Source organism: Nocardiopsis listeri NBRC 13360, from assembly GCF_001570765.1.
GTDB lineage: Bacteria > Actinomycetota > Actinomycetes > Streptosporangiales > Streptosporangiaceae > Nocardiopsis > Nocardiopsis listeri.
On record NZ_BCSH01000002.1, the window covers coordinates 84,023 to 96,183 of the forward strand.

Annotated in this window: 12 protein-coding genes and 3 tRNA genes; 13 read left to right on the forward strand and 2 right to left on the reverse strand. The window is 68.2% G+C overall.

Going from position 1 to position 12,161, the window contains the following annotated elements; all coding sequences use genetic code 11:
• Positions 1 to 72 precede the first annotated feature (72 nt).
• The 8 genes from NLI01S_RS01155 (at position 73) to NLI01S_RS01190 (ending at position 6,016) form a co-directional block, all read left to right on the forward strand.
• The gene (locus tag NLI01S_RS01155) at positions 73 to 2,175 is read left to right on the forward strand and encodes an ATP-binding protein (protein WP_067597705.1); all 2,103 of its coding nucleotides are present in this window, start codon (positions 73 to 75) and stop codon (positions 2,173 to 2,175) included.
• Positions 2,176 to 2,447: 272 nt separating this feature from the next.
• A tRNA-Thr gene (locus tag NLI01S_RS01160) sits at positions 2,448 to 2,523 on the forward strand.
• A 101-nt stretch (positions 2,524 to 2,624) separates the two neighbouring features.
• Positions 2,625 to 2,700, forward strand: a tRNA-Met gene (locus tag NLI01S_RS01165).
• A 99-nt stretch (positions 2,701 to 2,799) separates the two neighbouring features.
• Positions 2,800 to 2,964: a 50S ribosomal protein L33 gene (rpmG, locus tag NLI01S_RS01170; RefSeq protein ID WP_026117477.1), complete on the forward strand. Its 165-nt coding sequence runs from the start codon at positions 2,800 to 2,802 to the stop codon at positions 2,962 to 2,964.
• 154 nt (positions 2,965 to 3,118) lie between these two features.
• Complete coding sequence (locus tag NLI01S_RS01175) at positions 3,119 to 3,562, forward strand: MaoC family dehydratase N-terminal domain-containing protein (protein WP_067597708.1); 444 nt, start codon at positions 3,119 to 3,121, stop codon at positions 3,560 to 3,562.
• A 17-nt stretch (positions 3,563 to 3,579) separates the two neighbouring features.
• The gene (locus NLI01S_RS01180; protein WP_067597711.1) at positions 3,580 to 4,005 is read left to right on the forward strand and encodes a MaoC family dehydratase; all 426 of its coding nucleotides are present in this window, start codon (positions 3,580 to 3,582) and stop codon (positions 4,003 to 4,005) included.
• Between the two features lie 39 nt (positions 4,006 to 4,044).
• Entirely contained in the window at positions 4,045 to 5,106 is a 1,062-nt protein-coding gene (locus tag NLI01S_RS01185) for a UDP-N-acetylmuramate dehydrogenase (RefSeq protein WP_190318329.1), read from the forward strand.
• Between the two features lie 316 nt (positions 5,107 to 5,422).
• A complete protein-coding gene (locus NLI01S_RS01190) occupies positions 5,423 to 6,016 on the forward strand; it encodes a TMEM165/GDT1 family protein (protein WP_067597717.1) in 594 nt (197 codons plus the stop codon).
• Positions 6,017 to 6,267: 251 nt separating this feature from the next.
• Here NLI01S_RS01190 and NLI01S_RS01195 read toward each other — a convergent pair whose 3' ends face one another.
• Both NLI01S_RS01195 and NLI01S_RS01200 read right to left on the reverse strand, forming a co-directional pair.
• Complete coding sequence (locus NLI01S_RS01195; protein ID WP_067597862.1) at positions 6,268 to 7,305, reverse strand: adenosine deaminase; 1,038 nt, start codon at positions 7,303 to 7,305, stop codon at positions 6,268 to 6,270.
• Between the two features lie 123 nt (positions 7,306 to 7,428).
• Positions 7,429 to 8,637 (reverse strand): pyridoxal phosphate-dependent aminotransferase, encoded by a 1,209-nt coding sequence (locus NLI01S_RS01200; RefSeq protein ID WP_067597720.1) that lies wholly within the window; start codon positions 8,635 to 8,637, stop codon positions 7,429 to 7,431.
• A gap of 224 nt (positions 8,638 to 8,861) precedes the next feature.
• Here NLI01S_RS01200 and NLI01S_RS01205 point away from each other — a divergent pair.
• From NLI01S_RS01205 to rplA, 5 genes are all read left to right on the forward strand, one after another.
• Positions 8,862 to 8,934, forward strand: a tRNA-Trp gene (locus tag NLI01S_RS01205).
• 103 nt (positions 8,935 to 9,037) lie between these two features.
• The gene (gene secE, locus NLI01S_RS01210; protein WP_067597723.1) at positions 9,038 to 9,289 is read left to right on the forward strand and encodes a preprotein translocase subunit SecE; all 252 of its coding nucleotides are present in this window, start codon (positions 9,038 to 9,040) and stop codon (positions 9,287 to 9,289) included.
• A 180-nt stretch (positions 9,290 to 9,469) separates the two neighbouring features.
• The gene (gene nusG / locus NLI01S_RS01215; protein ID WP_067597726.1) at positions 9,470 to 10,273 is read left to right on the forward strand and encodes a transcription termination/antitermination protein NusG; all 804 of its coding nucleotides are present in this window, start codon (positions 9,470 to 9,472) and stop codon (positions 10,271 to 10,273) included.
• Between the two features lie 279 nt (positions 10,274 to 10,552).
• Positions 10,553 to 10,981, forward strand: a complete 429-nt coding sequence (rplK, locus tag NLI01S_RS01220) for a 50S ribosomal protein L11 (protein WP_067597729.1) — start codon at positions 10,553 to 10,555, stop codon at positions 10,979 to 10,981.
• Positions 10,982 to 11,070: 89 nt separating this feature from the next.
• Positions 11,071 to 11,748 carry a 50S ribosomal protein L1 gene (gene rplA / locus NLI01S_RS01225; RefSeq protein WP_067597732.1) on the forward strand — a complete coding sequence of 226 codons (678 nt, stop codon included), beginning with the start codon at positions 11,071 to 11,073 and terminating at the stop codon, positions 11,746 to 11,748.
• The last annotated feature ends 413 nt before the right edge of the window (positions 11,749 to 12,161 follow it).

The following is a 12,161-nucleotide window of genomic DNA, read 5'->3' on the forward strand; positions in this document are numbered from 1 at the left end:
TTGTAGACATCACCAGCGGGCTTGCACCTTTCCTGTCCTAGTCTGCTGACGCAGGTTCTGAAACGGAGCGGGGTGGCGAAGGTGACTCGGGGACCCGAGGCGGGCGCGAACGGAGGACCGGACGGCCGGGGGGTCGCTCCCGGGGCCGACGACCCCACCACGAAGGGACTCCTGGAGGCGTTGGCGCGCTCCGGGGTGCCCTCACGGGTCCGATCATGGGTCAACGCCGCCCTGTGGGGCGATGATGCCCTGGAGGCCCTCCTGCGGGGTGAACACTTCCCCGAGGCCGTTCCCGAGCCCCCGAGCGTTCCGCCCGGATCGATGCGTCGCGCCTACCTCACCGGCATCCGGGTCCAGGGTTTCCGCGGCATCGGTCGGCCGGCCGAACTCACCTTCCCGGCCGGCCCCGGACTCACCGTGATCGTCGGCCGCAACGGATCCGGCAAGTCCAGCTTCGCCGAGGCCGCCGAAGCCGCCCTGACCGGTCGCAACCCCCGTTGGGACGCCATGCCCACGGGATGGCGCGACGGCTGGCGCAACCTGCACTACGACGAGCGCACAGAGGCCAGCGTCGACATCCACATCGCGGGGGACCACGGACCCACGCGGATCAGTCGCCGCTGGACCGGTGAGAGCGTTCGCTCCGCCCGCGGCGAGGTCGTGCACCCGAGCGGCGAGGTCTCGCCGCTGCGCACCCTGGACTGGGGCGAGAACCTGGTCCGCTACCGGCCCTTCCTGTCCTACGACGAACTCGGCCGTACCGTCACCGGTCGCGCCGCCGAGCTCTACGACACCCTCACCGCACTCCTGGGCATCACCGGGCTCGCAGAGGCGGAGCGTCGCCTCGCCAAGGTCTGCGACGGCCTCGTCCGCCGCCGAGACCGTCCCTCGCGCTCCCTGGGGCCGCTCCTGGACGCGCTCGGCGCCTCCGCCGACCCTCGGGCGGCCCAGAGCGCAGGGCTGCTCTCCGCACCCGACATGGACCTGGACGCCCTGCGTCGACTGGCCGCCGACGACGGCCCCAGCGACCCGGCCCAACACGTCGTCATGCGTAGGCTGCGCCGACTCAGCGTCCCCGAACGCGTCGTCATGAGCGACGTCGTCAACGAGCTGCGGGGCGCCTCCATGGAACTGGCCATGGCGGCCGGTACCAAGGGCGACCACGCCCACGGGGTGGTCCGGCTCCTCGAACAGGCGCTGGAACACCACAAGCGTCATCCCACCGAGACCACCTGCCCCACATGCGCCACCACCGGAGCACTGGGGGCCGACTGGGTGCGGCGCGCCAACGCCCAACTGCGCGCGCTACGCCCCCAGGCCGCGATCACGTCGGCCGCCTACGAACGCGCCGACGTCGCTCGCGACCAGGCCCGCTTCCTGCTCTCCCCGATGCCCGGCTGGCTCCCCCCGGAGAGCGAACTCGGCCAGGTGTGGTCTCTGTGGGAGTCCGGTTCCGACATCGAGGACCTCGCCGAACTCGCCGACCACATCGAGGACGTGGGCCGTAGGCTCCGCGCGGCCGCGGTCAGCGCGCGTCGGGACGCGTCCGAACGCCTGGAGGACCCCACCGACGGGTGGTCGGACCTCGCCGAACGGCTCTCCGAGTGGTTGGACGACGCCCAGGACGCCATCAAGGCGAGCGAGTCCCTCTCATACGCGGAGGCCGCGCTCGGACAGCTCACCGAGTACGCCCGGGCGGTGCGCGCCGAACGGCTCGGTCCGGTCGCGGCCCAGGCCGAACAGGTCTGGTTCCGGCTGCGCCAGGAACGCCACATCGACCTACAGGGCATGCGGCTCATCGGCCGTGGGGCCCGGCGAAGGGTCGAGGTGGACGTGTCCGTGGACGGCGTGGAGGACCAGACCAGCGCGCCCGGGCTGCTCAGCCAGGGCGAGTTCCAGGCCCTGGCGCTGTCCATCTGTCTGCCGCGCACCCTCGTCGAGGGCAACCCGTTCGGGTTCCTGCTGCTGGACGACCCGGTCCAGGCCATGGACACCGAGACCGTGGAGGGACTCGCCTCCGTGCTGGCCGAGGTGGGCCGGCACCGGCAGCTCATCGTCTTCACCCACGACACCCGACTGTCGGACGCGCTGCGCCGGCTGGGGCTGGCCGCGGACATCCGCACGATCAACCGCGACGCCATGTCCAACGTCTGGCTCGCCGAGAACGGCGTCTGAGGGGCTCTGAGGGGAGTGAGGGGTCCTGACGGCTCCTCACGGGCGTGCACGCCGTCACATTCGGGCCGTTTTTCGAGGCGTGGGACAGGCTCTGAAAACTCTAAGAATCCTGCTCTGACCAGGGATTTCGTGATCCGGTGTCGGCCTCGGGCAAGCCGGTGGGAGGGGGCTTGGGCCTTCGATTTGGCAGACCACCCCTCAATCCCTGTATAGTCATGACCAGCGCAAGGGGGCAACACCCCCGGGGCGGACGAGAGAAAGTCCCACGGCGCGCCCCTTTAGCTCAGTCGGCAGAGCGTCTCCATGGTAAGGAGAAGGTCTACGGTTCGATTCCGTAAAGGGGCTCCACCACTTGATGAGGTTCCGGTCCACTCAGGTGGGCGGCCGGTGGAACTTCGCCGGCCGAAACAGGAGACATCCGCGATAGGATGTCTTTGTTGTCTGATCGGGGCGGGGTAGCTCAGTCGGTAGAGCAAGCGGCTCATAATCGCTGTGTCGTCGGTTCAAGTCCGGCCCCCGCTACCAACCCACTGACCCCTGAGCGTCAAACTCAGGGGTCGTCGTGGGTCTCAGCAGTTTTTCACTGCGTCAAGGTAATGTCTCCAGCGAGAAAGGCACTCCGAAGTGGCTGCCACAGACGTGAGGCCGAAGATCACCCTGGCCTGCCAGGAGTGCAATCACCGGAACTACATCACGCGCAAGAACCGTCGGAACACCCCCGACCGTCTGACGATCAAGAAGTTCTGCCCGAACTGCCGCAAGCACAACGACCACCGCGAGACCCGCTAGGTCACGCAGGACGGTCGTCGCCCCCGGCGGGGAACGGCGGCTTCTCGTAGAATCCAGCCCGGTGAGCGAATCGCTCACCGGGCTGTTCGCTGTCCAGGGGTCCTCTCCGCGACGGCGGCCGAGCCCCGACGTTTCCACATCCGAGAGGCAGAGCGTGGCGATCAACCCTGACTACCTCGGCCGGGAGTACCCCGCCCCCGAGACCTACGAGGTGACCCGCGGCAAGATCCGCGAGTTCGCCGAGGCCATCAACGACCTCAATCCGGTCTACCTGGACCGTGAGTCCGCGAAGGCCATGGGTCACCCCGACGTCATCGCTCCTCCCACCTTCCCGGTGATCCTGGGCATGGCCGGTTCCGCGCTGGCCATCGCCGACCCCGACCTGGGCGTCGACTTCTCCCGTGTCGTCCACGGTGACCAGAGCTTCCACTACGAGCGCCCGCTGTACGCCGGTGACGTCCTGAACACCGTCACCCGCATCACCGACATCAAGGCCCTGGGCGGCAACGAGCTGCTCACCCTGGAGACGGTGGCCACGGCGGCCGATGGCGAACACGTGGTGACGGCGGGCATGATGCTCGTCGTCCGGGGATCCTAGGAAGCGGGGACACGAGGATGAGCAGGCTCAAGTACGACGAGGTCGAGACCGGCGCGCAGCTGCCGGAACGGACCTTCCCGGTCCGCCGACTGGACCTGGTCCGCTACGCCGGTGCCTCCGGTGACTTCAACCTCATTCACTGGAACGAGCGCTTCGCCAAGTCCGTCGGCCTGCCCGACGTGATCGCGCACGGCATGTTCACCATGGCCGAGGCCGGACGGGTCATCACCGACTGGACGGGGGACCCCGGCAGCGTCGTCGACTACTCGGTACGCTTCTCCGCGCCCGTGGTCGTCCCCGACGACGATGACGGCGCCGAGATCACCGTCGGAGGCAAGGTCAAGTCCAAGAACGACGACGGCACCGTCACCGTTCTGCTGACCGCCCGGTCCGGTGGCGCCAAGGTACTCGCCAAGGCCTCCGCCGTCGTCCGTCTCGCCTGACCCGCCCGAGAACGAAGAGGTACCACGCCCGTGTCCACGATGCTCGCCGACCACACCACGCTCGGCCTGGGCGGTCCCGCCAAGGCCTTCCACTCCGCCGCCACGACCGATGAACTGGTCCGCCTGGTCACCGACGCCGAGCGAACCGGTGAACGGGTGCTCGTCCTGGGCGGCGGCAGCAACCTGGTGGTCGCCGACGACGGCTTCCCCGGAACCGTGATCCTGGTCGCCTCCCAAGGGGTCACCCTGACCGAGGCCGGGACCGACCCGGAGACCGGTGAGACCGTCGTCCTGTTGCGCGCGGACGCGGGCGTGGACTGGGACCCGCTGGTCGAACGGGCCGTCGCCGAGGGCCTCAACGGCATCGAGTTCCTCTCCGGCATCCCCGGCCGGGTCGGCTCCACCCCCATCCAGAACGTCGGCGCCTACGGTCAGGACGTCAGCCAGACCATCCGTGAGGTGCTGGTCCTGGACCGCACCACCGGTGACCTGGTGACCATGTCCAACGCCGACTGCGGGTTCACCTACCGGGACAGCTCCTTCAAGGGTCACGATCGCTACGTGGTGTGCGAGGTGGTCTTCGAACTGCGTCGCGGACCTCTCAGCCGTCCCGTGCGCTACGCCGAGGTCGCCCGCACCATGGGTGTCGAGGCGGGGGAGCGCGTACCGCTGGAGAAGGCTCGGGAGGTCGTCCTGGGTCTGCGTCGAGGCAAGGGCATGGTGCTGGACCCGGCCGACCCGGACACCCGCAGCGCCGGTTCGTTCTTCACCAACCCGATCCTGTCGCCGGAACAGTACGCGGCCTTCCGCGAGCGAGCCCTCGAACGCCTGGGTACGGACGCCCAGATCCCCGGCCACCCCGACGACGAGGGCAACGTGAAGCTCTCCGCCGCCTGGCTGATCGACCGGGCCGGATTCACCAAGGGCTACGGCGACGGTCCCGCGCGGATCTCCGGCAAGCACACCCTGGCCCTGACCAACCCCGGTGGTGCGAGCACGGCCGACCTGCTCGACCTGGCCCGCGAGGTGCGCGCCGGGGTCGAAGCCGCCTTCGGGGTACGCCTGGTCAACGAACCGGTCATGGTCGGTGTGGGCCTGTAGGCCCGGTCCTGTGCCCGATACGTCCTGGGGCGACGCACCGAAGAAACGAGTTGGGCGTTCCCAACTCATTTTTCCACCTCGCCGAATTGAACAATTCGCCGAATCAACGAATTGCCGATGAAAAAAGCCGCTGGTAATGTCGGTCGTGTCGAAGGGGAGTAGTCCCCAATGCGCGCGGTCGACATACTGGACCTTCCGTCCCGGCCGCGTGAGCCCAGCTCAGGCGGGCGGGCGAGACCTTTGACCCGGTAGTAATCGACCGGGTTGAAGGGGCGTTATCCGCCTCCTTCTGCCCAACCAGGACAGCAGGAGTAGCATGTCGGCTTTTCTCGCCGCTCTCGGCTTCAGTACGGCGGCCATCTTCATCGCGGAAATGGGTGACAAGACCCAACTGGTCGCGATGTCCCTCGCCTCGCGCTACCGCGTCCTCACGGTCATCCTCGGCATCACCGCCGCCACCGCCGTGGTCCACCTGGGCAGCGTCCTCATCGCCGAGGTCCTCGGCGCGACCCTGCCCACCGACTGGCTCACCCTAGCCGCCGGTCTGGCCTTCCTCTTCTTCGGTCTGTGGACCCTGCGCGGCGACGAGATGACCGACAAGGACGAGGAACGCGCCGCCTCCCGCCGGATCCGCTCCGCCTTCATGACCGTGGCCCTGGTCTTCTTCGTCGCCGAGCTCGGGGACAAGACCATGCTCGCCACCATCACCGTCGGCACCCAGCACCACTGGCTCCCGGTGTGGATCGGCTCCACGATCGGCATGGTCGCCGCCGACGGGATCGCCATCGCCATCGGCGCCGTCCTCGGCAAGAAGCTGCCCGAGCGGGCGATCAGGATCGGAGCCTCGGTGCTGTTCTTCGTCGCCGGCGCCGCGATGCTCGCCCAGGGCGCGTGGGCCCTCCTCGCCTGATCCCGCCAGAGGGCCGTGCGGGCGACGGGTGGGCCAAAGCGAAGCGGCGGCGCTCAACAGCGTGGGGTGGTCGCCCGAACTCGTTTTGGGGACCACGGGGGGTTGACGTTCGGGCGCTGTCAGGCCCTGTTCTCTGGAAACTCGGGGAGGCGTCGGCGGCGGGATGGCACGTTTTTTCGCTATCACACCGAAGGTGGCGAAGGTTCCTGACTTTTTGGGGCGCCCGAACACGCCAAAGCGAAGCGGCGGCGCTAAACGATAGGCATCTCGAGCCAGTCGTCCACGCCCGAGAGCATCTCCTTCTTCAACGAGTCCGGGGCACCCGAACCACGGATCGACATGCGGGCCAGATCGGCGAGCTCGGGGTCGCTGAACCCGAACACCTCGCGGGCGATCCGGTACTGCTCCAGCAGACGGGGGCCGAACAGCAGGGGGTCGTCGGTGCCCAGGGCGATCGGCACCCCCGCGTCGTAGAGCCTGCGCAGCGGCAGGTGGTCCACCTTCTCCACCACGCCCAGACCCACGTTGGAGGTCGGGCACACCTCCAGGGTGACCTCCTGGGTGGCGATCCGCTCCACCAGGTACGGGTCCTCGATGGCCCGGACCCCGTGTCCGATGCGGTCGGCGTCCAGCTCGTCCAGGCACTCGCGCACGCTGAGCGGACCGTTCAGTTCGCCACCGTGCGGGGCCGACAGCAGGCCGGCGCGCTTGGCGATCCGGAAGGCGGCCTCGAAGTCGCGCGCGCGGCCGCGGCGTTCGTCGTTGTTGAGCCCGAACGAGACCACGCCCCTGCCCGCGTACTGGCGCGCGAGCCGGGCCAGGGCGCGGGCGTCCAACGGGTGCCGGGTGCGGTTGGCCGCCACCATGATCCCGATGCCCACACCGGTGGCCTCCGAGGCGACGCGGGCCGCGTCCAGGATGAGTTCCAGGGTGGCGGTGAGTCCGTCGAAACGGGAAGCGTAGCCGCTGGGGTCGACCTGGATCTCCAGCCAGCCCGAACCGGCCTCTCGTTCGTCCTCGGCGGCCTCGAGCAACAGGCGGTACATGTCCTCTTGCCGCTGTAGGACCGAACGAGCGATGTCGTACAGGCGCTGGAAGCGGAACCAGCCGCGTTCGTCTGTGGCCCGCAGTCTGGGCGGCCACTCCTCGGCCAGGGCCTGGGGCAGGTGCACGCCCCGCTGCTCGGCCATCTCCACGAGTGTGCCGTGGCGCATGGACCCGGTGAAGTGCAGGTGCAGGTGGGCCTTGGGCAGCCGGTCCAACCGGCGGGCGCTGGTCGGTGTCTCCATGTCCCAAGCCTGCCGTATGAAGCACACCTCGCGCACCGGGAACGGCGACAACCGTGACCCGCCCCGCACACGAAGGAGCCCCGGACCACCCGGCCCGGGGCTCCTTCGTCACTCCCGTGTTCGCTACTCGGCCTCGGCCAGCAGGTTCTGCACGCGGGTCACGCCCTCGACGAGGTCCTCGTCGCTGAGCGCGTACGACAGACGCAGGTAGCCGGGGGTGCCGAAGGCCTCACCCGGGACCACCGCGACCTCGGCCTCCTCCAGGATGAGCTCGGCCAGCTCGGTGGAGGTCTTCGGGGTCCTGCCGCGGATCTCCTTGCCGAGCACGCCCTTCACCGACGGGTACGCGTAGAACGCGCCCTCGGGCTCGGGGCAGACCACGCCGTCGATTTCGTTGAGCATCCGCACGATGGTCCGGCGGCGACGGTCGAACGCCTTCCGCATCTCATCGACCGCGGTCAGGTCGCCGGAGAGGGCGGCCACGGCGGCGGCCTGCGATACGTTCGCGACGTTGGAGGTGGCGTGCGACTGTAGGTTGCTCGCGGCCTTGACCACGTCCTTGGGGCCGATGATCCACCCCACGCGCCAGCCGGTCATCGCGTACGTCTTGGCGACCCCGTTGACGATGATGGTGCGGTCGGCGATCTCGGGGACCTCGACGGGCAGCGACGAGAACTCGGCGTCACCGTAGACCAGGTGCTCGTAGATCTCGTCGGTCAGCACCCACAGGCCGTGCTCGTTCGCCCACCGGCCGATGGCGCGGACCTGCTCGCGCGGGTAGACGGCGCCGGTCGGGTTGGACGGGGACACGAACACCAGCACCTTGGTGCGGTCGGTGCGAGCCGCCTCCAGCTGTTCGACCGAGGCCAGGTAGCCGGTGCTCTCGTCGGTGACGACGTAGACGGGCACACCGCCCGCGAGCTTGATCGACTCGGGGTAGGTCGTCCAGTACGGGGCGATCACGATGACCTCGTCGCCCGGGTCCAGCAGGGCGGCGAAGGCCTCGTAGATGGCCTGCTTGCCACCGTTGGTGACCAGGATCTGGGCCGGCTCGACCTTGTAACCGGAGTCACGCTCGGTCTTCTCGGCGATGGCCTTCTTCAGCTCGGGAAGACCACCCGCCGGGGTGTAGCGGTGGAAGCGGGGCTCACGGGCGGCGGCCACCGCGGCTTCCACGATGTAGTCGGGGGTCGGGAAGTCCGGTTCCCCCGCGCCGAATCCGATGACGGGTCGGCCCTCGGCCTTCATGGCCTTGGCCTTGGCGTCCACCGCGAGGGTGGCGGACTCGGAAATGGCGCTGATACGTGCAGAGACACGGGGTCGATCAGTCATGTTCCCATGGTGTCATGCGCTCCTCCACGACGTCGGGGGGAAGGTCACTTCCTCGGGCGGGGAAGGTCACCCCGGTCGTTCGGATCGGCGGAACCGGTTTGGCCGTGGCCCCCGGATGGGCGTACAATCGTTCGTGTCGGCCGGTTCGTTACGCAGGCGTCACACCTTCGAGGTTGTGCGACGACTCTCAGGACCGGCTATGGTGGGCAACGCAGTTTCCGCTAAGGGCAGTGGCTCAATTGGCAGAGCACCGGTCTCCAAAACCGGCGGTTGGGGGTTCGAGTCCCTCCTGCCCTGCAAGTCCGAGCGCGGATCGGGGTGGCGACCACGGTCGTCACCCCGCCGCGAGGGCAACGGAACTACAGGGGAATCAAGCAGCCCGCGACTCTAAGGACCCCAGGTGACTCAGACTGACGCCGACGCCAAGCCCGAGAAGGAGCCCAAGCGTCGTACCGGTCCGGTGACGTTCACCAAGCAGGTCGTCGACGAGCTGCGCAAGGTCCGCTGGCCCACGCGTAAGGAACTGACCACCTACACCATCGTCGTCCTGGTGTTCGTCGTGTTGGTCCTGTCCTACGTCTCCGTTCTCGACTTCGCCTTCGGTGAGGCCGTCACCTGGCTCTACAGCACCTTCGGTCGGCCCAGCGTCTAAGGCACGACCCGTTCGCACAGGGACAGGGGCGCGTCGACTCCGCCCTGGAAGCCCTTCCTCGTCCGCGCGTTGGTCCCGCGTCGCCCTGAGAGACCGTAAGCTGGCAGAACTGGGTTCGACGCACGGCCTGTTCGGTGTGCGTCGCACGCACTAGCGAATCCGACGAGAGAAAGAGCAGCCGTGTCCGAGTCCCCACTGACCTCTGACGACTTCCCCGAAGAGGAGCCGGATCAGTCGTCGGCGGAAGAGACCGGCCTGGCGGGCGAGCCGGCCCAGGACGCCGATAGCGACGTCCCGGGGTTCGCCGATGAGGCCGATGAGGTCGCTGAAGCCGACGAGAGTGCTGAAGAGGCCGAAGCCGAGCCCGAGTTGCCCCGCCTCGACCCCGTCGAGGAGTTCAAGAACGAACTCGTCCTGCTGCCCGGCGACTGGTACGTCGTGCACACCTACGCCGGCTACGAGAAGCGCGTCAAGGCGAACGTCGAGAGCCGTACCCAGTCCCTCAACATGGAGGAGTACATCTTCCAGGTCGAGGTGCCCGAGCACGAGGTCACCGAGGTCAAGAGCGGCAAGCGCCAGCAGGTCACCGAGAAGGTCCTGCCCGGCTACGTGCTCGTCCGCATGGACCTGACCGACGAGTCCTGGTCGGCCATTCGCAACACCCCGGGCGTCACCGGTTTCGTGGGCCTGTCCAACAAGCCCGCCCCACTGAGCCTGACCGAGGTCGCCAAGCTCCTGGCCCCCGAACCGGAGGTGGAGCCGGAGTCCTCCCCGCAGGCCAAGGCCGCGGGCGGTGGCGAGACCCGCTCCGACGTCGCCTACGAGGTCGGAGAGTCCGTCACCGTCATGGAGGGTCCGTTCGCGACCCTGCCCGCCACGGTCAGCGAGATCAACGGCGACACCCAAAAGCTCAAGGTGCTCGTGTCGATCTTCGGCCGTGAGACCCCGGTGGAGCTCTCCTTCAACCAGGTCGCCAAGATCTGACGTCGTGGGGTTCATCCCACAACCAGCCCGGAGTACTGTCCGGGCGACGTAGACTTGGTGGGTCCACCCTCGACGAGGGTGGACCCACCGTCGCGTGTCACGGTAGGCCTCGCGGCCCGACGAACACGCGCCCGGCCCGTCCGGTCCCGACGGGCCGTGGCCCGCGCCCTGCGCGGGGAAGCCTCCTTCGGCAGCGGCACGGCCGTGGCCCTTCGGCCCGTACGTGCCGTCAGGGAGGCAGGGGCCGGCACACAACGCAGATCAGGCAAAGGACCCGATATGCCTCCGAAGAAGAAACTCGCCGCACTCGTCAAGGTGCAGCTGCCCGCCGGTCAGGCGACCCCGGCGCCGCCCGTCGGTACCGCTCTCGGTCCGCACGGCGTCAACATCATGGACTTCTGCAAGCAGTACAACGCTGCTACGGAGGCCCAGCGCGGCAACGTCATCCCCGTAGAGATCTCCATCTACGAGGACCGTTCCTTCAGCTTCGTCACCAAGACGCCCCCGGCGCCCAAGCTGATCCTGAAGGCCGCCGGTGTGGACAAGGCCTCCGGCGAGCCGGGCCGTAGCAACAACGGTTCCATCAGCGCCGACCAGGTCCGTGAGATCGCGCAGACCAAGCTGCCCGACCTCAACACCGACGACATCGAGGCCGCCACCAAGATCGTCGCCGGTACCGCCCGTTCCATGGGCATCGAGGTCAAGTAACCCCCGAACAGGGGTTACTCGACGGCAAGAACCACAGTGGCAGGGCCATGCGCCGGCCCAAGGACCACACGTTCCCGTAGGAGAACAGCGTGAAGCGCAGCAAGAACCACCGCAAAGCCGCCAACCTGGTGGACCGCGACCGGCTTTACAGCCCCGCCGAGGCCGTGAAGCTGGCCAAGGAGACCAGCAACATCAAGTTCGACGCCACCGTCGAGGTGGCCCTGCGCCTGGGCGTCGACCCGCGCAAGGCCGATCAGATGGTCCGCGGCACCGTGAACCTGCCGAACGGCACCGGCAAGACCGCTCGGGTCCTGGTCTTCGCGACCGGTGAGCGTGCCGAGCAGGCTCGGGCCGCCGGCGCCGACATCGTCGGCGACGACGAGCTCGTCCAGAAGGTCCAGGACGGCTTCCTCGACTTCGACGCCGTCGTGGCCACCCCGGACCTCATGGGCAAGGTCGGTCGTCTCGGCCGTGTCCTGGGCCCCCGTGGCCTCATGCCCAACCCGAAGACGGGCACCGTCACCCCGGACGTGGCCAAGGCCGTGACCGACATCAAGGGCGGCAAGATCGAGTTCCGCGTGGACCGCCACGGGAACCTGCACTTCATCATCGGCAAGACCTCGTTCGACGAGCCCAAGCTGCTCGAGAACTACCAGGCCGCGATCGATGAGGTGAACCGCCTCAAGCCGTCCGCCGCCAAGGGCCGCTACATCAAGAAGGCCGTGGTCTCCACCACGATGGGCCCGAGCATCCCGCTCGACGCCTAGGCAGTGTTTGTTTTGCGCCGCCGCTAACGCTTTGGCCCACCCGTCGCCCGCCACCACCCTCAACGGACGCCTACGGCGCAGTCCTATCGGGTGTTCGGGCGCCAAATGAGTCAGGAATGGGTTCAAGGGGACACAGCGGCGCCTTCGGAGTGATAGCGAAAAGCGTGCTATCCCACCGCCGGCACCTCGCCGGGTTTCCAGTGAACAGGGCCTGACGGCGCCCGAACGGTACCCCCTGTGGTCTACGGAACATTCGGGGGGACCGGATGATGCTCGAACCGCCCTCGCCTCCTTCGGGAGCGCGGGGGCGGTTCGCTTTCCACCCTCGCTGAAGTCGGGGTGGCGATCGTCACCGGACGGTCCAGCCGGACGTGGTCGAGCACTCCCATTCGTCGGTTAGCATTGGGACTTGC

Bases quoted from the DNA above. Each gene is read 5' to 3' on its own strand.
- NLI01S_RS01180 (WP_067597711.1), top strand. From the start codon at position 3,580: ATGAGCAGGCTCAAGTACGACGAGGTCGAGACCGGCGCGCAGCTGCCG.
- NLI01S_RS01185 (WP_190318329.1), top strand. From the start codon at position 4,045: ATGCTCGCCGACCACACCACGCTCGGCCTGGGCGGTCCCGCCAAGGCC.
- NLI01S_RS01190 (WP_067597717.1), top strand. From the start codon at position 5,423: ATGTCGGCTTTTCTCGCCGCTCTCGGCTTCAGTACGGCGGCCATCTTC.
- NLI01S_RS01195 (WP_067597862.1), bottom strand. From the start codon at position 7,305: ATGGAGACACCGACCAGCGCCCGCCGGTTGGACCGGCTGCCCAAGGCC.
- NLI01S_RS01200 (WP_067597720.1), bottom strand. From the start codon at position 8,637: ATGACTGATCGACCCCGTGTCTCTGCACGTATCAGCGCCATTTCCGAG.
- rplK (WP_067597729.1), top strand. From the start codon at position 10,553: ATGCCTCCGAAGAAGAAACTCGCCGCACTCGTCAAGGTGCAGCTGCCC.